Source organism: Flavobacterium magnum, assembly GCF_003055625.1.
GTDB lineage: Bacteria > Bacteroidota > Bacteroidia > Flavobacteriales > Flavobacteriaceae > Flavobacterium > Flavobacterium magnum.
Genome location: NZ_CP028811.1, coordinates 207363 through 227123 on the forward strand (window position 1 = coordinate 207363; position 19761 = coordinate 227123).

General features: G+C 47.3%; 18 protein-coding genes. 8 read left to right on the forward strand and 10 right to left on the reverse strand.

All coding sequences use genetic code 11. The features are described 5' to 3' along the window. Positions 1–120 precede the first annotated feature (120 nt). The 3 genes from lysS to HYN48_RS00755 all read left to right on the forward strand — a co-directional run bounded on the left by lysS (position 121) and on the right by HYN48_RS00755 (position 2895). The gene (lysS, locus tag HYN48_RS00745; protein ID WP_108369319.1) at positions 121–1830 is read left to right on the forward strand and encodes a lysine--tRNA ligase; all 1710 of its coding nucleotides are present in this window, start codon (positions 121–123) and stop codon (positions 1828–1830) included. Between the two features lie 162 nt (positions 1831–1992). Further along, a complete protein-coding gene (locus tag HYN48_RS00750) occupies positions 1993–2448 on the forward strand; it encodes a hypothetical protein (RefSeq protein WP_108369320.1) in 456 nt (151 codons plus the stop codon). Between the two features lie 72 nt (positions 2449–2520). After that, positions 2521–2895, forward strand: a complete 375-nt coding sequence (locus HYN48_RS00755; protein WP_108369321.1) for a hypothetical protein — start codon at positions 2521–2523, stop codon at positions 2893–2895. A 46-nt stretch (positions 2896–2941) separates the two neighbouring features. On the opposite strand, the gene hemL is transcribed toward HYN48_RS00755, so the two are convergent. From hemL to HYN48_RS00770, 3 genes are read right to left on the reverse strand one after another with little or no spacing between them, the layout of a single operon-like run. Next, positions 2942–4231 (reverse strand): glutamate-1-semialdehyde 2,1-aminomutase, encoded by a 1290-nt coding sequence (gene hemL / locus HYN48_RS00760; protein ID WP_108369322.1) that lies wholly within the window; start codon positions 4229–4231, stop codon positions 2942–2944. A gap of 15 nt (positions 4232–4246) precedes the next feature. Continuing rightward, positions 4247–5143 carry a glucosaminidase domain-containing protein gene (locus tag HYN48_RS00765; RefSeq protein WP_108369323.1) on the reverse strand — a complete coding sequence of 299 codons (897 nt, stop codon included), beginning with the start codon at positions 5141–5143 and terminating at the stop codon, positions 4247–4249. Further along, entirely contained in the window at positions 5136–6041 is a 906-nt protein-coding gene (locus HYN48_RS00770) for a 1-aminocyclopropane-1-carboxylate deaminase/D-cysteine desulfhydrase (protein WP_108369324.1), read from the reverse strand. The genes HYN48_RS00765 and HYN48_RS00770 overlap by 8 nt, the downstream gene beginning before the upstream one ends. Before the next feature lie 36 nt (positions 6042–6077). Here HYN48_RS00770 and HYN48_RS15235 point away from each other — a divergent pair, with 36 nt between their 5' ends. From HYN48_RS15235 to HYN48_RS00790, 5 genes are all read left to right on the forward strand, one after another. Next, positions 6078–6224, forward strand: coding sequence for a hypothetical protein (locus HYN48_RS15235; RefSeq protein ID WP_181248493.1), 147 nt, complete (start codon positions 6078–6080; stop codon positions 6222–6224). A gap of 175 nt (positions 6225–6399) precedes the next feature. Then, positions 6400–6585: a C1orf53 family protein gene (locus HYN48_RS00780; protein WP_108369326.1), complete on the forward strand. Its 186-nt coding sequence runs from the start codon at positions 6400–6402 to the stop codon at positions 6583–6585. Positions 6586–6622: 37 nt separating this feature from the next. After that, positions 6623–8614 (forward strand): urocanate hydratase, encoded by a 1992-nt coding sequence (locus HYN48_RS00785; RefSeq protein WP_108369327.1) that lies wholly within the window; start codon positions 6623–6625, stop codon positions 8612–8614. A gap of 4 nt (positions 8615–8618) precedes the next feature. Beyond that, positions 8619–8789 (forward strand): hypothetical protein, encoded by a 171-nt coding sequence (locus HYN48_RS15240; protein ID WP_181248494.1) that lies wholly within the window; start codon positions 8619–8621, stop codon positions 8787–8789. A gap of 16 nt (positions 8790–8805) precedes the next feature. Beyond that, complete coding sequence (locus tag HYN48_RS00790; protein ID WP_108373237.1) at positions 8806–9336, forward strand: DUF4136 domain-containing protein; 531 nt, start codon at positions 8806–8808, stop codon at positions 9334–9336. A gap of 488 nt (positions 9337–9824) precedes the next feature. Here HYN48_RS00790 and HYN48_RS00800 read toward each other — a convergent pair whose 3' ends face one another. From HYN48_RS00800 to pcaF, 7 genes are all read right to left on the reverse strand, one after another. Further along, entirely contained in the window at positions 9825–11888 is a 2064-nt protein-coding gene (locus tag HYN48_RS00800; RefSeq protein WP_108369329.1) for an alpha-ketoacid dehydrogenase subunit alpha/beta, read from the reverse strand. A gap of 136 nt (positions 11889–12024) precedes the next feature. Beyond that, entirely contained in the window at positions 12025–13101 is a 1077-nt protein-coding gene (locus HYN48_RS00805; RefSeq protein ID WP_108369330.1) for a branched-chain amino acid aminotransferase, read from the reverse strand. Between the two features lie 19 nt (positions 13102–13120). Beyond that, on the reverse strand, positions 13121–14386 hold the full coding sequence (locus HYN48_RS00810) for a dihydrolipoamide acetyltransferase family protein (RefSeq protein ID WP_245945969.1): 1266 nt from the start codon (positions 14384–14386) through the stop codon (positions 13121–13123). Between the two features lie 85 nt (positions 14387–14471). Next, complete coding sequence (locus tag HYN48_RS00815; RefSeq protein WP_108369332.1) at positions 14472–15068, reverse strand: acyltransferase; 597 nt, start codon at positions 15066–15068, stop codon at positions 14472–14474. A 63-nt stretch (positions 15069–15131) separates the two neighbouring features. After that, positions 15132–15887 (reverse strand): enoyl-CoA hydratase/isomerase family protein, encoded by a 756-nt coding sequence (locus HYN48_RS00820; RefSeq protein ID WP_108369333.1) that lies wholly within the window; start codon positions 15885–15887, stop codon positions 15132–15134. A 116-nt stretch (positions 15888–16003) separates the two neighbouring features. Further along, entirely contained in the window at positions 16004–18502 is a 2499-nt protein-coding gene (gene paaZ, locus HYN48_RS00825) for a phenylacetic acid degradation bifunctional protein PaaZ (RefSeq protein WP_108369334.1), read from the reverse strand. Positions 18503–18558: 56 nt separating this feature from the next. Then, entirely contained in the window at positions 18559–19761 is a 1203-nt protein-coding gene (gene pcaF, locus HYN48_RS00830) for a 3-oxoadipyl-CoA thiolase (RefSeq protein WP_108369335.1), read from the reverse strand.

Below are 19761 nucleotides of genomic sequence, written 5' to 3' on the forward strand. Positions count from 1 at the left end.
GCCAAATATAATCAATAATATTATTATTCGGCACACTGCGCGCCCTAAGCCCTCGCCCATCGCCCACTGTTTGTAACATCTCAATTATTAGTTATCTTTGCGGTCTTAAAATGAAAAACCATGGCATTATCCGAACAGGAAGTCCTTCGCAGGGAAGCGCTTCAGGAATTGCGCGACCTGGGCATCGAGCCTTATCCCGCAAATGAATTTACCACGACTGCGTACTCATCGCAAATCCTCAACAACTTTGAACACTACGAAGGGAAAGAGGTCGTTTTGGCCGGAAGGCTGATGGGAAAGCGAAAGATGGGTAAGGCTTCCTTTGCAGAGCTAAAGGATTCGGAAGGCCGCATACAACTTTATGTATCGCGCGACGACATTTCCACGGATGCCGAGAATACGATGTATACCACGGTGTTCCTTCGCTTGCTGGATATCGGCGACTTCATCGGTATTGAAGGAAAGGTATTCAGGACACAGGTAGGCGAAATTTCGGTTCATGTTACCAAACTGACCGTGCTCGCAAAAGCCCTGAAGCCGCTTCCGGTGGTAAAAACTGACGCCGACGGTGTGGTACACGACGCTTTCGCAGATGCTGAACAAAGGTACCGCCGGCGTTATGTGGACCTCACCGTAAATGACCATGTGAAAGAGACGTTCATCAAGCGAACAAAACTGTTCAACGCCATGCGTGAGTTCTTCAATGCCAAAGGGTATCTCGAAGTGGAAACGCCGGTCCTCCAACCGATTCCGGGCGGTGCCGCCGCACGACCGTTCATGACGCACCACAATGCACTGGACGTGCCGCTGTACATGAGGATTGCCAATGAATTGTACCTGAAAAGACTTATCGTCGGCGGATTTGAAGGCGTATACGAGTTTTCAAAAAATTTCCGCAATGAAGGAATGGACCGTACGCACAACCCCGAGTTCACCGCTATGGAAATTTACGTCGCCTATAAGGATTACAACTGGATGATGGCCTTTACCGAAAAACTGCTTGAACATTGCGCGATGGCTGTTAACGGTACGACAGAAGCTACTTTCGGGGAACATAAGGTGAACTTCAGGGCGCCCTACCCGCGCGTTACTATGACCGATGCGATAAAACAGTACACCGGTTTCGATATTTCTGGGAAAAGTGAAGCGGAATTGTTCGAAGCCGCGAGGAGCATGGGCATAGAGGTGGATGCGACGATGGGCAAAGGAAAACTGATTGATGAAATCTTCGGGGCCAAATGCGAAGGGAACTTCATCCAGCCTACTTTTATCACCGATTATCCAAAAGAGATGAGCCCGCTTTGCAAGCAGCACCGCGACAATCCTGAGTTAACAGAGCGTTTTGAGCTGATGGTCTGCGGCAAGGAAGTCGCCAACGCCTATTCGGAACTTAATGACCCTATTGACCAGAAAGAACGTTTTGAACACCAACTCCAGCTGGCTGAAAAAGGCGATGATGAAGCAACACAGTTTATCGATTACGATTTCCTGCGCGCGTTGGAGTACGGCATGCCGCCAACATCAGGTCTCGGTATCGGTATGGACCGCCTGATCATGTTCCTGACCAATAACGCCTCGATACAGGAGGTTTTATTCTTCCCGCAGATGCGCCCTGAAAAGAAACAAATACAGGTCGAGCTTTCCGATGAAGAAAAATTGATAGTATCCCTATTGCAGGCGAACGAGGGCAAAATGGATCTCGCTAGCCTAAAAATTAAAACCGAACTCAGCGGAAAGAAATGGGACGCGGCCACTAAGGCCCTGTCTAAACACGGCATGATCCGGGTTGCCGTCGAAGGCGACTTCAAAACAATGGAACTCGTCAGTTAAAGATTGTTATCCCCAATAAGAAATCCGTTCAATGAACGGATTTCCCGTTTTTGAAGACATCCGGTTGCATACGCGATTTCGTTAAATCTACCTTAAATTGACTCATCCGTTAAACCAATAGGGAACCCGGACGTCCTACGGGCCAACTTAAATTCTTAAACAATGAAAAAAATGATTGCATTGGCAATGCTGGTATCAGGAATGGTATCGTTTGCCCAGGAAAAACCAAACGCCCTTAAAGACGACAGGCAAAAGATGGAACAGTTCACCCCTGCACAACAGAATGAGCTCCGTGTAAAGGAACTGACTTTAAAACTCGACCTCAATGCTTCTCAGCAAAAGGAAATGGCAAAAGTCGTGGCAGATTTACAAGCGAGAAAAGAAGCCGCGAAAACGGAGCTTAAAAAGATGAAAGACTCGGGTAAAAGGCCTACTGCAGATGAGCGTTTTGCGATGCGCAGCAAGATGTTGGACGAGCAGATCGCGATGAAAGAAAGGGTCAGGAAAATTCTCACCGACGAACAAATGGAAAAATGGGAAAAAATGACGGACAGCAAAAAGCGCCATATCAAGAAGGCTGTTGGCGAGCACCGCGGGAAAAAGCAAAGGCGTGATTAAGAATAAAATAAATTATATTGGTATTTAAAAAATAATTAGATTTGGCATACTTAATTTTTTAATCACCACACTATGAAAAATCTGATTATAGCTTTATCCCTGTTTTTTGCGGTTGGCGCGAGTGCCCAGGCTAAAAAGCCGTTAACGTCTGCAAAGGTTCCTTCTAAAGCTACGGTTGCCGCAGCCCCGACGATGACCAATTTGGAAAAAGCGAAGAAAAACACAGCAGAACTCAACGCCTTTACTCCATTATCGATGGAAAGACAGGCAGTATTCACTGAACTTTTTACTACAAAATATAAGATGATGGCGGATGCCGGTGACTCGGCTGACAGAAAGCAGATTGTTTCTCAGATCATAGCCCGTAAACTCGAGGCCTCGCTTGATGGTGAAACTTTCGAAAAGGTAAAAAGCAACGAGGCATTATTTAAGAGCCTTACAAATTAATTCCAGCTTTTTAAATAAAAAAAAACGTCCCGATTGGGACGTTTTTTTATATCAGGCTTTTCGCAACTTTATCAATCGCCGCAATCGTAAAATCAAGGTCATCATACGTGAGCGCGTCACTGATGAACCAGGTTTCATAAGCAGATGGCGCAATGTAAACGCCTGCCTCAACCAGTCCGTGAAAGAATTTCCTGAAGCGTTCATTGTCACCATTTCCGGCTGATTTAAAATCGGTTACCGGGCGGTGGTCAAAATGTACTGATATCATTGATCCTACCCGGTTTATGGTATGCGCAATAGCGTGGGCTGTCAATACCTCACGGATTCCTTTCTCAAGATACGCGGTCTTTTCCTCAAGCCTGTTGAAAATGTTCCCGTCGGCATTGAGTTGACGGAGCATCGCCAGACCGGCGGCCATCGCCAACGGATTCCCGGACAAAGTCCCTGCCTGATACACCGGGCCTAAAGGCGCAAGATAATTCATGATTTCGGCACGTGCCGCGAAGGCACCTACCGGTAGCCCGCCCCCAATCACTTTCCCAAAAGCAACAATATCCGCCTGGATGCTGAACAATTCCTGGGCACCGCCCTTTGCAAGGCGAAAACCCGTCATCACTTCATCAAAGATCAGCAGGATCCCGTCTGCATCGCACAGCGCGCGAAGCCCTTCCAAAAAGCCTTCCGCGGGCGCGATACAGCCCATATTGCCTGCCACCGGCTCTATAATGATGGCGGCTATTTCCTTCGGATTGGCATCAATGAGGCGCCTCACATTGTCAAGGTCATTGTATGTGGCCAAAAGCGTGTCTTTCGCAGTGCCGGCAGTGACACCCGGACTGTTTGGCGTACCGAAAGTGATTGCGCCGCTTCCTGCCTGTATCAGGAATGAGTCTGAATGGCCGTGGTAACAGCCCGCAAACTTGATGATTTTGTCCCTTTTTGTGAAACCGCGCGCCAGGCGCACAGCGCTCATACAGGCTTCGGTACCCGAGTTTACGAAGCGGATCTTGTCAATACCCGGCACCATGCTTACGGCCAAAGCAGCAATCTCTGTCTCGAGCTCGGTGGGCATCCCGAAAGAGGTCCCCAATTTTGCCTTTTCGGTTATGGCTTCTACCACCGGATCATAGGCGTGGCCTAAAATCATCGGGCCCCACGAGTTAATATAATCGATAAGTCGGTTGCCGTCTTCATCATATAAATACGCCCCTTTGGCACTTTTTACAAATATTGGCGTACCTCCAACCGCGCGGAAGGCACGCACCGGAGAATTTACGCCACCTGGAATGACTTTTTCCGCTTCGGCGAAAAGCCGGCTGCTTCTTTGGTATAACATTTTGTTTTGGATTAGCTATTGTACCACCAAACGCTGGCCGATGGACAGCGCGTTGTCGGTTAGGTTATTTTTTTGCTTCAACTGGTCGACCGTAAGGCTGAATTTTTTCGATATCGAATACAGTGTATCGCCTTTCTGGACTTCGTACGTCCCTGCAACGGCGGCGGAAGTCCCTGCATTTGAAACCTTCACGGGCTGCCCTTCAAAGGGCACAAACTCAGTGCCCAATACCTGCGAATCGTATTGGTGAAGGTTGTAACGCTCGATATAGCTGATCAGTTTTTCAGGATATCTCGGGTCAGTAGCGTAGCCTGCCGCACGCAAGCCACGTGCCCACGCTTCATAATCGCCCTTGGGTAACTTGAAAAGCCCGGAATACCTCGAACGCGTTGTGAGGAATAAGGCATGATCACGATAGGATTCGGCGGGATCTTTGTATTTCCTGAAACACTCCTGGTCAGAGTCGTCGTCGTGCCTGACGCTCTCTCCCGTCCAATCCGCGTGGCACTTGATACCGAAATGGTTGTTTGCGCTCACCGCGAGGTCGCCTTTTCCGGCGCCGGATTCGAGAATGCCCTGCGCGAGTATGATGCTGGCCGGGATGCCGTATGATTTCATATTTCCCATTGCGATATCCTTGAACTGATTTACGTAATCATTAACCACTTCTGTATATACTACAGTCTTCGATGTAGACACGATCACTTCCTGCCCCTGTTGCCCTGAACTGCTGGCTGCCTTGGGTTGTGATGTCGCGGCAACAGGCCTTGAGGGTGTGGGTTTCCTGGGTATCCGCGTGGCCGTCCTTGTGGTTTTACTCGGCACTTTTTTGGTCGTCCTTACTACGGTCTGGGTCGTATGGCAGGCTGAAAAACCGATGAGGATAAGTAAAAGAAGTGTTTTTTTAAACATGCGTATTGATGATTGGTAATTTGTCTTTTTCTAACCTGATGTTCATTCCCTGAATTCCCTGCAAACCGCCTGTATGTATGAGCAATATCTTGGCATAATCTGGAAAATAGCCCTTGCTGATCATATCCATAACGCCGAAAACCATCTTTCCCGTATAGACGGGATCAAGCAGGATCCTGTAATCGGCGGAAAAACCATTCAGGAACGAAATCAGTTCCGTACTGACTTTTCCGTAGCCTCCGAAATGGTAATCGGGAATCAGTTCCCAGGACATGCTTTGCGCAAAAATACGAATTTCATCTTTTAAAAAATCCCCTTTTAACGCCGGAAATCCCAAAACTTTCTGATGCGGCAGCGCACTGTTGATGATCCCTGAAAGGGTTCCGCCGGTTCCGACCGCACAACAGATAAAATCGAAAGCGGCATCCGATTCGGTTAAAATTTCTTCGCAGCCTTTCACCGCCAGCGCGTTAGTCCCGCCCTCAGGCAACAGGTAATAATCCCCGAATTTCTTCGCAAGCCCATCTAAAAAGACAGCATCATTTTTCTGCCGATACTGTGCTCTTGTCACAAAATGCAGTTGCATTCCGCAGGAAACGGCAAAAGTAAGCGTGGGGTTGTGTTCGATCTTTTCTGATAGTTCTTCGCCGCGAACCACGCCAATCGTTTTTAAACCGGCTTCTTTTCCTGCGTAGGCCGTCGCAGCAATATGATTTGAAAACGCGCCTCCGAAAGTCAGCAATGCCGCGTTACCCTGCGCCCTGGCCTCAACCAAATTGTATTTCAGCTTCCTGTACTTATTTCCGGATACTATCGGGTGGATTGCGTCTTCGCGTTTGATATAAACCGTTACATTTCGCTGGGCGTCAGTAAATAAAAATTGATTTTGGGTTTGCATCGCTTACAGGTATTTGATAAAATTCCAAAAATTGCGATGCTGAAGAAAGCCGGGATGGTGTTCGTTCGCGTATGCTTCGGCCTCAAAACTGATTTTTTTGTACGCTTCCTGATGATTGCGAAAGCGACACAATCTAATCAGATATTCAAATCCATACCATATAAAAAAACCGACTACCAGTAATTCCATTTGCTGCCTGATGTGGATTCTTTCATGGTTTATCAGGACTTTATTCTGCCTTTGTCCCGAACGCCCAATAATGATAAAAGGAAAAATAGCGATAGACGCATATCCTCTCGGAATTAAATATTGGGAAGTAACAATAAACATCAATGATAAGTTTATAAATTTGTAGCTTATGAACGAGCAAAATAACGAAAATAAACCTATCGAAGGCGAGGATTTCTACTATACGCCGGAAGGGTATAAATGCTTTACGGAAAAATACCATCTCAAGCGCGGCTATTGCTGTCGAAGCGGATGTCGCCACTGCCCTTACGGGTTTGACAAAAAAACAAGCACAATCAGAAAATCCGATTATTAAAACAGCGCATTCATACTTTAAAACTTTACATCAGCATATGACTTTCAAAGAACAAATAAAGCAGGGAATCCCTACCGTGCTGCCCGAACCGAAACCGTACGAAACCAACATCAACCACGCACCGAAAAGGAAGGAAATCCTTTCTGCCGATGAAAAAAAACTTGCCATCCGGAACGCGCTGCGTTATTTTGATCCGAAAGACCACGCGATTTTAGCCAAAGAATTTCTGGACGAACTCAATACTTACGGCCGTATTTATATGTACCGGCTGCGTCCCGATTATAAGATGTATGCCCATCCGATTGACGAATATCCGGGCAAGTGTGAACAGGCAAAAGCCATTATGCTCATGATCCAGAACAACCTGGACTATGCCGTGGCGCAACATCCGCACGAACTGATCACGTATGGCGGAAACGGTGCCGTGTTCCAGAACTGGGCCCAATACCTGCTGACAATGAAGTATTTGTCGGAAATGACGGAAGAACAGACACTGACCATATATTCCGGACATCCGATGGGATTATTCCCTTCACACCGCGATGCGCCGCGAGTCGTTGTGACCAATGGCATGATGATCCCGAATTACTCCAAACCGGATGATTGGGAAAAATTCAATGCGCTTGGTGTGACACAATACGGGCAGATGACCGCCGGAAGTTATATGTATATCGGGCCACAGGGAATCGTTCATGGCACAACAATCACCGTCTTAAATGCCGGAAGGAAAATTGCAAAAAATAAGGAAAGTCTCGCCGGAAAATTATTTGTCACGTCCGGTTTGGGCGGGATGAGTGGCGCGCAACCCAAGGCAGGAAATATAGCAGGCTGCATCACGGTGTGTGCCGAAGTGAATCCCAAAGCGGTGCAAACGCGACATTCACAAGGCTGGGTTGACGAAGTGATCACTGATCTGGACGCGCTCGTCGCCCGCGTCAATTCGGCTAAAGCGCAGAAAGAAATTGTGTCGGTCGCCTACCTGGGCAATATCGTCGACGTATTGGAAAAATTTGACACGGAAAACCTTTATATTGATCTGGGGAGCGACCAGACATCACTCCACAACCCGTGGGCCGGTGGCTACTATCCTGTCGAGCTGGATTTTGAAACGGCGCAAACCATGATGTCTGAAAATCCGGAACTCTTTAAGGAAAAGGTGCAGCAATCTCTGAGGAGGCACGCCGCGGCGGTGAACAGACATACCGCCAAGGGCACTTACTTCTTCGATTATGGCAATGCATTCCTGCTCGAAAGTTCGCGTGCCGGTGCCGATGTGTTTGCTGCGAACGGGATTGATTTCAAATATCCGAGTTACGTACAGGATATTTTGGGACCGATGTGTTTCGATTACGGATTCGGGCCGTTCCGTTGGGTCTGTGCTTCAGGAAAACCCGAAGATTTGCAGAAAACAGATGATATCGCCTGTAAAGTGTTGGAAGACATGGCCAAGGATGCGCCCGCCGAAATCCAGCAGCAGATGCAGGACAACATTCAGTGGATTAAAGGCGCACAACAGAATAAACTCGTTGTAGGCTCGCAGGCACGTATTTTATATGCTGATGCTGAAGGCCGAATAAAAATCGCACAGGCTTTCAATGAGGCGATAAAAAAAGGCGAAATCGGCTACGTGGTTTTAGGCCGGGACCATCACGACGTGTCGGGGACGGATTCCCCTTACCGTGAAACCTCGAATATTTACGATGGTTCTCGTTTCACTGCCGATATGGCGATACAAAATGTGATTGGGGACAGTTTCCGCGGCGCGACCTGGGTGTCGATCCATAACGGCGGTGGCGTAGGCTGGGGCGAGGTAATCAACGGTGGATTTGGCATGGTTCTTGACGGTTCGAAAGACGCAGCCCGACGCTTGGAATCCATGTTGTTCTGGGACGTCAATAACGGCATTTCAAGACGCAGCTGGGCACGCAATGACGAAGCGACTTTTGCGATAAAAAGGGCGATGGAAACGCAACCTTTATTGAAGGTCACCATCCCTAATAAGGTTGATGACGCTATCCTGGATTTCTAACTCCATGAAAAAGTACAACAGCTTATGGCTCCTCCTATTCGGGACATTGCTCATTCCCGTCGCCATGCGTACAGAAAATATTTATGTACGGTACAGCCTGCTGTGCACATCGATTATCATCAGCATCGTGGCGGTGGTAAAAAGTTTCATTGACAAAAGAAATGACAAACGATAATTTTAAATATGACGCTATGAAAATGATTAGAATGATTTCATTATTATCTGTCCTGCTGCTGGTTTCTTGCTCGTCGGTACGGGTCGCCAGCGATTATGACAAAACTGTTGACTATTCCCAATTTAAGACTTTCGCGTTCCACAAACAGGGCGTTGACAAAGTAGAAATCTCCGACCTGGACAAAAAACGCATCCTGCATGCGATTGAAGATGAAATGACGAAGAAGGGCCTCACCAAAAGTGAGAATCCTGATTTGGTTGTCAATATCTTCACTAAGGCAAGGCAGGAAGTGAATGTAAACCAATTCTATTCGGGATGGGGCTATGGCTGGGGATGGGGATGGAATCCCTGGGGTTTCAATAACACCTATGTATCCACCAAAACTGAAGGCACCTTGTTTATCGATTTGATCGATGCCAAGAAGAAAGAACTCGTTTGGCAGGGCGAAGGCTCAGGCTACCTGACTAAAAATGCAGACGCCAAGGATGCGCGAATCAAGGAATTTGTCACGAAAATCCTCGGGCAGTATCCACCGGCAAAAAAATAAGGCAGTTTGACAGTATTTGCTTAAAATGAAAACCCGCTGATGACCATTCGGCGGGTTTTTTATTTTACGATTATTCGGAACTTTATACCAAAGACGAAAATATAGAACTTCTTCTTTTGTCTTGAAACAAAAGAAGCAAAAATTCAAGCCTACCTCTTCTCGGCGACCTGCTATTTCTCAATTCCTAAAATCAAAAAACTCGCTGCGCTCAAACAGTTTTGATTTTTACGGAATCTTCGAAATCAGGTGCCCGCCTGCGAAGCGGAGGGCCGAGCTGTATGCGAAGTCTGGCTTACCGTAAAGTTTCCGATGTTGAGCCAATTTTTACAGTTACGTGTCACGATTATAGCTCGGATTGCAAACGGAAAGCTTTTTGAAAAAGACGCCGCATTTTGCGGTTTTCAAAAAGCGACCAACGGAAGCTCTTTTGAAAACCTGCAAAAAAGAGCGGATTTGAAAAAACTTGCAGTGAAAAGCCGGACCAGCTTCTAATAATGAAGCAACTCCTCCATCTTCACTTTCACCTTCTCCATCGACGGAATCATCGTCTGCTCCAAAGTCATGTTCAGCGGGATTGCGGGCAGGTTCTCAGACCCAATCACCATCACCGGCGCATCAAGGTATTTGAAGCATCTCTCCTGAATCATCCCTGCCAGACTTCGCGCAAATGAATTATTTACAGGCTCTTCGGTAACAACAAGGCATTTCTTCGTTTTCTTAACCGATTTTAAAATCGTTTCCTCGTCTAAAGGATATAACGTCCGTAAATCAATGATTTCCACTTTTTCCTTCATATCCTTTGAAGCGTTCAACGCCCAGTGTACTCCCATACCATAAGTGATCACAGTGATCGTTTCTTCCGTGTCCTGCCCCCAGATTTCCTGTACAGTATTGGCTTTGCCAAAAGGTAAGATGTAATCCTCTGACGGCTCGTTGACGCGCGCCTCATCGGTACCTTTTACTTTTGACCAATACAAGCCTTTATGTTCTAAAATAACTACCGGATTCGGGTCATAATAGGCGGCTTTCATCAATCCTTTTAAATCGGCACCATTGCTCGGATAAGCGATTTTTATCCCACGGATGTTCGTCAGCACACTCTCTACCGAAGACGAATGATAAGGACCGCCGCTGCCATACGCGCCAATCGGGACACGCAAAATCATTGAAACCGGCCATTTTCCGTTGGTTAAGTACGACGAACGGCTGACTTCCGTAAACAACTGGTTCAGTCCCGGCCAGATGTAGTCAGCGAATTGCACCTCAACAATCGGTTTTAAACCAACTGCCGACATGCCCACGGTAGAGCCAACAATAAAGGCCTCCTGGATGGGTGTATTAAACACACGCTCGTCGCCGAATTTCTGTGCCAGTGTAGCCGCTTCACGGAATACACCGCCAAGCCTCCCCCCTACATCCTGTCCGTATAACAGGCATTCCTTGTGCTTTTTCATCAACTCTTCCACGGCGAACAACGCGCAGTCGACCATGACCACTTTATCTTCACGGATGGGATTCCGTTCGCCTTTTTCCTCGGTTACCGGCGTGGGCGCAAAATCATGCGTAAACAGATCTTCCGGCTTCGGATCCTCGGCCTGCAATGCCTTGTCGTAGTCGGCCTGTACTTTTGAAACGGCTGTACGGTTTATCTTTTCAATCTCCTCTGACGAAAATCCTGCATCGGCCAATTGCTGTTTCAACACCGGAAACGGGTCGCGCGATTTCGCTTCGTCCAAATCATCACGGTACCATTCCATACGAACCCCGGAAGTATGGTGGTTCAACAACGGCACTTTGGCATGCACCAAAAACGGACGGCGCTCAGCACGCATCGTTTTCAATACTTTCTGCATCGTCAGGTAACTTTCGGTAAAATCAGCACCATCGATGGAAACGGCTTCAAGGCCGTGAAAGCCCTTGGCATACTCGAACGCATTTTGCGCGCGTGTTTCGTTTGCGTTTGCTGAAATGTCCCAGCCGTTATCCTGAACTAAATATAAAATCGGCAATTGCTTTAACGCGGCCATCTGGAACGCTTCGGCTATCTCACCTTCCGTTACGGAGGCGTCGCCAAGCGAACAAATTACAATCGGCTTTTGCTCATTTTTATCTTCGATTCCTATATTTTCCTTATACCAAAAACCCATCGCCGCGCCTGTAGCAGGAATCGCCTGCATACCCGTCGCCGAAGATTGGTGCGGAATTTTTGGCTTATCGGCGTCACGTAAACTTGGGTGGCAGTAATACGTACGCCCACCTGAAAACGGGTCGTCTTTCTTCGCCATCAACTGCAGCATCAAATCATACGGTTGCATGCCAATGCCCAGCATCATCGCATCATCGCGGTAATACGGGAACGCATAATCCTGCGGCAGCAACTGCATCGCGAGCGCAATCTGTATGGCCTCATGCCCGCGCGAAGTCGCATGTACGTATTTGGAAACCGTCTTGAAATTCTCCTCATACAGTTCCGTCATCGCCTTGGCAGTGGCCATCGTCGCAAATGCCTTTTCTAAAACAGTTTTATTCAATGTGCTTTCTGCAATCTCCATTTTAATATTTTTTTGGGCAGCATTTCCCGCTATCCGTTACAATCTTTTTGCAATTCCGCTGCGCTCCATTGAAGATTTCTCTTCGCTGCGCTACGGGTAATCCAAAAAGGATTTCCACTCCTATCGGGGCTGCGGTTTACGCGTTCACCGACGCATCGAGCTCCACAGGAACAATCCATCCGAACTTATCCTCGATTTCCTGGTGCTTTATTTTCTCCAAAGTCTGCTTCACGTCTTCCGACACCGGATTCTCCGCCGGGAATTTGATTTTCATATCCTTATACCCTATTTCTTCTACCATCGCGATTCCAACTGCCGTTCCCGCGCCGAAAGCTTCTTCCAAAGTTCCGTTTTCAAAAGCGCCAACAATTTCCTGCATCGTAATCGGTCTTTCTTCCACTTCAAATCCTTTGTCGCGCAGTAAATCGATTACGCTCATCCTCGTAATTCCGGCAAGGATCGAACCACCGAGATTTGGTGTAATCCATTTCCCTGCAATCTTAAGAAAGAAATTCATCGTCCCGACTTCCTGCACATATTCGAAATCGCGTGCATCGAGCCACAATACCTGATCATAGCCTTTGGTCCGGGCGATTTCTGTCGGCCGAATCGCCGCGGCGTAATTTCCTGCAGCTTTGGCTTCGCCGGTTCCACCGTTAGCGGCACGGATGAATTTGGTTTCAGCCCACAATTTAATCGGTTTGCTGAAAAACGGCCCGGCCGGTGAGGCGAAAATGATAAATTTGTATTTTGTCGCGGCACGCATGCCTATGAACGCCTCGTCGGCATACATAAACGGACGTAAATACAATGCGCTTCCCTCGCTCGTCGGGATCCAGTTGTGCTCTATCGCCATAAATCTTTTCAATCCTTCCATGAATAAATCTTCAGGAAACAAAGGCATCCCCATACGGTCCGCACTGAAATTCAGTCGCTTCGCGTTTTCATCGGGACGGAACAACAACGGCGAACCGTCTTTTCCTAAAGTCGCTTTCATCCCTTCAAAAATCGCCTGCCCGTAATGCAAAGCCATAGCGGCAGGATGCGTTGGGATTTCGTGCAGTGGTTCGATACGCGGATTTTTCCATTGGCCATCTTCATAATCGCAGATGAACATGTGATCCGTAAAGGCATGACCCATCACGGAATTGTTGATATCCACTTCGTTAATCCTTGAAGTTGTTGCTCTTGTTTCTTTGATAGTGTAAGACATAGTGTTTATATTTAGGGAATCAGATTGCCGTATTGAGATCAAATTGTTCGAGGTAATCGCCTACCTTACGCAGGAACGACCCACCTAAAAATCCATCCACGACGCGGTGGTCGAACGACAGTGACAGGTACATCATGCTGCGTATTGCAATCTCATCCCCTTTTTCGGTCGTCATCACTTCAGGACGTTTCTTGATGATTCCCAACGCCAGGATCGCCACTTCCGGTTGGTTGATAATCGGTGTGCCCATCAGGCTTCCGAATGTCCCCACATTGGAGATTGTAAAAGTACTTCCCTGAACCTCATCAGGTTTTAATTTATTATTGCGTGAACTGTCCGCCAGGTGATTTACAGTTGCTGCCAATTGCACAAGATTCATTTCATTCGCATTTTTTACTACCGGGACAATCAGGTTTCCGCTTGGCAAAGCGGTCGCCATCCCAATGTTGATGTCGCTGTGAACAATGATATTCTTGCCATCCACCGATACATTGATCATCGGGAAATCTGCAATCGCTTTGGCAACCGCATCGACAAAAATGGGTGTGAATGTCAGTTTCTGGTTGTGCCTCTCTGCAAAAATATCTTTGTTTTTATTGCGCCATTCGACCAGATTCGTCACATCCACTTCAATATAGGAAGTCACATGCGGCGAGGTCTGTTTCGAATACACCATATGATCTGCAATCATCTTACGCATACGGTCCATTTCGACGATGCGGTCCTTGCCCTCCGTGAATTGGATTACCGGTTTTGGATAAGTATTGGTGGCATTTGGGATTTGCATATTTGCATTTTCCTTCCTGATCGGGTATTTCCTGCTTTTCAGATAGTTGAAAACATCACTTTTCTGAATCCTTCTGTCAGCACCCGACCCGGGAATGCTCTGTACTTCCTCGAGTGACAGGTTTTCCTTCTGTGCAATACTGATGATCAATGGGGAAAGGAACGCGTCGGGATTGCTCCTGGCCTGTAATTTCACTTCCTCCTTTTTGGTATCATTCGGCAGTGGTTTTGCTGCCTGTTTTACTTCCTCGGTTTTACCAATGGTTATTTTTTTGCCCGCTACACTGCCATCTGCCTCGATTAGTGCTAAAACCTCGCCCACTTTCACCACCTCATCTTTACCGAAACGAATCTCAGTGATAACGCCTGACACCGGTGACGGCACATCGCTGTCGACCTTGTCCGTAGCCACTTCCAAAATCGTTTCTTCTGCATCCACGCTATCCCCGACATTTTTCAGCCAGTTGATAATGGTCGCTTCGGAAATGCTTTCGCCCATTTTGGGCATTTTAAATTCTGTTATCATTTTAGTTCCTAAGTGCCTGATTGCCTGAGTGCCTTAGCAACCATGCGTACCGACTATTTTATTTTTTCCTAAATTCTTCTAACGTCATGTAATTCGTTTCCTGAACGGGTCGATCTTTCGGGATTTCCCGTAAAGGTTCGACGGCTTTCAGCGTTTCGTATAAATCTTTTGGCAACTTTTGATACAACTCCGTGCCTTTCGTTTTCCAGGCAATCATTTCGTCGCTGATGTCTTTTACAATCATTGCCGGATTCCCTACAACCATTTTACGGTTTGGGATTTTCATTTCGGCCTTGATGAAAGTCAAAGCACCAACGATACACTCATCACCCAATTCGGCATCATCCATGATTACCGCATTCATCCCGACGAGGCAATTCGCGCCGATATTGGCGCCATGGATAATCGCTCCGTGCCCGATATGCGCTCCTTTCTTCAAAGTAATGCTCTTTCCCGGAAACATGTGTACCGTACAATTTTCCTGCACATTACAGCCGTCTTCAATGACAATGCCACCCCAATCGCCTCGGATTGCCGCACCAGGCCCGACATATACATCCTTACCGATAATCACGTTGCCGGTGACCGCAGCCTGCGGATGGATGAAGCTGCTTTCGTGGATGACGGGGATAAAGCCTTTGAATTCGTATATCATTTTAGTTGACAGTTGACAGTTTACAATTCCGGAACAGATAAGCTGTTAACCGTAAACTGTGAACTATTTAAATTTCTTCAATGTTTCTTTCGTAAAATCACTCAACACCAATCGTCCACTTATTGCGGCGCGTTCTGCTAATAGATTATCCCAATCGTCTGTGCCTTTCCAGAAGATTTTTTTCATTTCGGTCATGGCTTCGGAATTGTAAGTACACAGATGTTTGGCGAAGGCGTCTACTTTGGTATCCATGTCTTCAATCGATTCGAAAACCTCGGCAAACAGTCCTTTGCTTCTCGCCCATTCCGCTTCGTAAAAAGTGTTGGCATCGATGGCGATTTGTGACATGGCGGAAACACCCATTTTCCTTTCAATGGCCGGTGAAACCACAAATGGCCCGATACCGACATTGAGTTCGCTTAATTTTACCGCCGCGAATTTCGTCGCAAAACAATAATCTGTTGATGCCGCAATACCGACACCGCCACCGACGGTTTTCCCCTGAATTCTTCCGATGATGAATTTCGGGCATTTGCGCATCGCGTTGATGACATTGGCAAAACCTGAGAAAAATACTTTCCCTGTTGCCGCATCATTGATGTTGATCAATTCCTTGAAACTGGCTCCGGCGCAAAACGTGCGGTCCCCGCCGCTTTTGAGGATGATGACTTTTACATTGTCGTCATTTCCGGTTTTTGTAATCGTATCGGCCAATTCCGCGAGAATATTCCCCGGCAGGGAATTCTGCTCCGGATGGAAAAATTCTATTGTCGCGATGTGGTTTTCTATGGTTGATGTTACGTATGCTTCTGTTGACATTGCTTAATTGTTGTCTATATTTTAATTTGAGTACAAATCCCTAGCCCTGATTGAAATGAAAATCCTTTTTCGAGGCTACGAGAAAAAGATTGTAATGGAAAGCAGGTTCCCGGCTCCTAATCCAAAATCCCAAACTGCTTAAAATGATGATCAAAATGCTTATTGGCCAGTAAATCCCACTCGAATTTATCCATCATGCCAAATACCACATTTTTCGTACGGACTTCCGGGTTTTCCTTGAAATATTGTTCGTAAGCGTCCATGGCTTCGAGTAATTTCATTTTAGCCATTGGCAAATCCGCATGCTCTAAATCCTCATTCCATTCTGCTCTCATCAGCGGATGTTTATGTCCCTGCGGCATCGGCCTGTGATTGAAAATGGTTTCGCGGTATTTATCCAGATGCTCCGCAGGCGTGGCGATTTCAAAATCTCCTTTCTGATTTGCGGCAAAACGGTATTGCTGTTCCATGTGCTCCACCATATGCTGTGGCGTCATGGTGCCCCAGTTGGCTTTGTGATTTACGGTAAGTTTCGTCAGGTATTCATTAATATTGTTCCGGTTGATTTCGGTGAAAGGCGACTTTTTCTGAACCATGGTAAGAATCGTGGCAATGGCTGTAAGCTCATCATTTTGGTCAAAAACCTCCACAAACCATTTCACGATTCCTGATGGCAATTCCTCGCCGCGGCTGTCGCGTTCCACTTTTTGCTTGCACGTCAATCGTACATACATCGTATCATTGTGGTAAATCGGGCGCAGGAAACGGCATTCTTCCAATCCGTAATTTGCGGCAACCGGACCTTTATTCGGCCAGACAAACAAACCTGCGGCAGCGGCTAAAATAAAATAACCGTGTGCGGTGCGCTTTTCGAAAATACTTCCTTTCAGCGAAGTAATATCGGTATGGGCATAAAAATGGTCCCACGTTAAGTTTGCAAAATTGATGATGTCGGTATCGGTCACCGTGCGTTTGTGCGTTTTCAGCGACATGCCCGGCTCGATATCATCCCAGTAATATTTAAACGGATGCTCCGGCGCTTCTTTATAGGCGGAATTCGGCTGATAAATTCCCGTAATTTCGGTCAAGGTTGTCGGGGAACCCTGTATCGCACAACGCTGCATATAATGCTTTACACCACGAACACCGCCCATTTCTTCGCCGCCGCCTGCTCTTCCAGGACCGCCATGCACCAATTGCGGTAATGGCGAACCATGACCGGTGCTTTGTTTCGCATTTTCGCGGTTCAGGACTAAAATCCTTCCGTGATGCGATGCGGCGCTCACGACATAATCTTTAGCAATTTTATCCGAATTGGTCACGATCGAAGAAACCAGTGAGCCTTTGCCCAGTTTTGCCAATTCCACTGCCTCCTCAATATTTTTGTACGGCATTAAGGTCGCTACCGGACCGAAAGCTTCCGTTTCATGAACAGTTATATTCTTAAACGGATTGTCCTCACGCAACAACATCGGACTGATGAATGCGCCTTTTGAGGCATCGGCACCCACCGTGGCAATCTTATCGTAATCGCCATAAACGATCGAAGCTGTTTTCGCGATTTCCCTGGTACGCATTTTCACTTCATTGACCTGATCATTGCTGACGAGTGATCCCATACGGACTTCCTTCAATCTTGGGTCACCGATAGTTACTTTATCCAAGGCCTTCCCTAACGCAATCTGCACGTCCTCAATAAGGCTTTCCGGAACGATTATACGGCGGATGGCGGTACATTTCTGGCCACATTTTACCGTCATTTCAGAACGTACCTGATTTACAAACAAATCGAATTCAGGCGTTCCCGGAACGGCATCTTCGCCTAAAACAGAACAGTTCAGGGAATCGGCTTCCATATTAAACGGAACGGCTTCGCTGATGATTCTTGGATTTGCTTTCAGTTTACGCCCTGTATCTGCAGAGCCTGTGAACGTCACCACATCCTGTGATTCCACAAAGTCGAGTATATTGTGTGCGCTGCCGCAGATCAATTGTAATGCGCCTTCAGGCAGAATTCCTGAAGTGATGATTTCCTTAACGACCGCTTCAGTAAGATACGACGTTGATGTTGCCGGTTTCACAACTGCAGGCATGCCCGCCATCCAGTTCACGGCACATTTTTCAAGCATGCCCCAGATTGGGAAGTTGAATGCATTGATGTGTACGGCGACGCCCGGTTTCGGCACCAGGATATGATGTGCCATGAATCGGCCGCCACGGGAAAGGTCGATTGGGTCGCCTTCGACGTCATACGGTTGGTTCGGGAACAATTTACGCAGCGAGGCATTGGCAAATAAATTACCGAAACCGCCTTCAATATCAATCCAGCTGTCGACGCGTGTTGCTCCCGTCCGATAACTGATTTCGTAGAACAGCTCTTTTTTCTTTGTAAGGTACAACGCCAGTTTCTTGAGCATGTTGCCGCGTTCCTGGAAAGTCATTTTTCGGAGTTTTGCGCCGCCGGTTGTCCTTCCGTAGTGCAGGATTTCCTCGAAATTCAAGCCTTCTGTGGAAGCATGCGTGATAATTTCACCAGTAACAGAATCGAACAAAGGCGCGCCTTCGCCGTGTCCTGCTGTCCAATGTCCGTTTACGTAATTTTGTAGTTTACTCATAATTTATTTTTTAGCCGCAAAGTCCGCGATGGTTTACGCGAAGTCGGCAGAGTTTTCTAAGCTTTTTCAATAATCACTGCATACCCTTGCCCCACTCCGATGCACATCGTAACGAGCGCATATTTTTTGCCTGTCAGGCTCAATTCCAGTGCAGCTGAATAGGCAATCCTGGCTCCGGTTACACCCAGTGGATGCCCGATCGCAATGGCACCGCCGTTCGGGTTAATCCGTGGATCATCATCCTCTAATCCCAATGCACGTATGCAGGCGATGCTTTGTGCGGCAAATGCTTCGTTTAGTTCGATAATGTCGATTTGATCCAATGTCAGGTTCGCTTTTGCCAAAGCTTTCTTCGTCGCTTCTACGGGACCGATCCCCATAATCCTTGGTTCCACACCCACCACTGCTGAGCTTACAATTCTGGCCAATGGCTTTAAATTGTATTTTTTGACCGCTTCCGCAGAGGCGACTAAGACTGCTGCGGCACCATCGTTTAAGCCGGAAGCATTTCCTGCTGTGACGGTACCTGCCTTACGGAAAGCGCCACGCAGTTTGGACAATCCTTCCATAGAGGAATTCGGTTTGATGAATTCGTCTTTGTCGAAAACAATCGGTTCTCCTTTTCTTTGCGGAATTTCAACAGGAGTAATTTCCTTTGCCAAACGTCCGTTTTGCTGCGCCTTTGCCGCTTTTTGCTGACTGTGTAAGGCAAATTTATCCTGGTCTTCCCTTGATATCTGGTATTGATCCACGAGGTTTTCAGCGGTTTCCCCCATGGCATCGACACCGTACATTTGCTGCATTTTCGGGTTGATGAAACGCCAGCCGAAGCTCGAGTCGTACATTTTCGAATCGGTTCCGTAAGCCGATGAGGGTTTTGAAACCACAAGTGGTCCACGGGTCATATTCTCGACACCGCCGGCGATGAATAAATCACCGTCCCCTGCTTTAATTGCCCGGTTCGCATGAATCACTGCTGACAAGCCCGAGCTGCACAAACGGTTTACGGTTTCACCCGGCACAGTCTGTGGCAAGCCCGCCAAAAGCAAAGACATACGCGCCACATTTCGGTTGTCTTCCCCAGCCTGATTGGCACAGCCGATGATCACATCATCATAGTCGCTTTGCGGAATTTCGGGATGTTTTTCAGCCAAAGTTTTTATGACCAAAGCGCCGAGGTCGTCAGCGCGAACGGCTGCTAAAGTTCCCTGGTAATTCCCGATTGGCGTGCGTACGCCGTCTATAATATATGCTTCCAT

Bases quoted from the DNA above. Each gene is read 5' to 3' on its own strand.
- pcaF (WP_108369335.1), bottom strand. From the start codon at position 19,761: ATGGAAGCATATATTATAGACGGCGTACGCACGCCAATCGGGAATTAC.
- HYN48_RS15235 (WP_181248493.1), top strand. From the start codon at position 6,078: ATGCTGAAGAAAGCCGGGATGGTGTTCGTTCGCGTATGCTTCGGCCTC.
- lysS (WP_108369319.1), top strand. From the start codon at position 121: ATGGCATTATCCGAACAGGAAGTCCTTCGCAGGGAAGCGCTTCAGGAA.
- HYN48_RS00805 (WP_108369330.1), bottom strand. From the start codon at position 13,101: ATGTCTTACACTATCAAAGAAACAAGAGCAACAACTTCAAGGATTAAC.
- hemL (WP_108369322.1), bottom strand. From the start codon at position 4,231: ATGTTATACCAAAGAAGCAGCCGGCTTTTCGCCGAAGCGGAAAAAGTC.
- paaZ (WP_108369334.1), bottom strand. From the start codon at position 18,502: ATGAGTAAACTACAAAATTACGTAAACGGACATTGGACAGCAGGACAC.
- HYN48_RS00815 (WP_108369332.1), bottom strand. From the start codon at position 15,068: ATGATATACGAATTCAAAGGCTTTATCCCCGTCATCCACGAAAGCAGC.
- HYN48_RS00780 (WP_108369326.1), top strand. From the start codon at position 6,400: ATGAACGAGCAAAATAACGAAAATAAACCTATCGAAGGCGAGGATTTC.
- HYN48_RS00810 (WP_245945969.1), bottom strand. From the start codon at position 14,386: ATGGGCGAAAGCATTTCCGAAGCGACCATTATCAACTGGCTGAAAAAT.
- HYN48_RS00750 (WP_108369320.1), top strand. From the start codon at position 1,993: ATGAAAAAAATGATTGCATTGGCAATGCTGGTATCAGGAATGGTATCG.
- HYN48_RS00790 (WP_108373237.1), top strand. From the start codon at position 8,806: ATGAAAATGATTAGAATGATTTCATTATTATCTGTCCTGCTGCTGGTT.
- HYN48_RS00800 (WP_108369329.1), bottom strand. From the start codon at position 11,888: ATGGAGATTGCAGAAAGCACATTGAATAAAACTGTTTTAGAAAAGGCA.
- HYN48_RS00820 (WP_108369333.1), bottom strand. From the start codon at position 15,887: ATGTCAACAGAAGCATACGTAACATCAACCATAGAAAACCACATCGCG.
- HYN48_RS00765 (WP_108369323.1), bottom strand. From the start codon at position 5,143: ATGTTTAAAAAAACACTTCTTTTACTTATCCTCATCGGTTTTTCAGCC.
- HYN48_RS00785 (WP_108369327.1), top strand. From the start codon at position 6,623: ATGACTTTCAAAGAACAAATAAAGCAGGGAATCCCTACCGTGCTGCCC.
- HYN48_RS15240 (WP_181248494.1), top strand. From the start codon at position 8,619: ATGAAAAAGTACAACAGCTTATGGCTCCTCCTATTCGGGACATTGCTC.
- HYN48_RS00755 (WP_108369321.1), top strand. From the start codon at position 2,521: ATGAAAAATCTGATTATAGCTTTATCCCTGTTTTTTGCGGTTGGCGCG.
- HYN48_RS00770 (WP_108369324.1), bottom strand. From the start codon at position 6,041: ATGCAAACCCAAAATCAATTTTTATTTACTGACGCCCAGCGAAATGTA.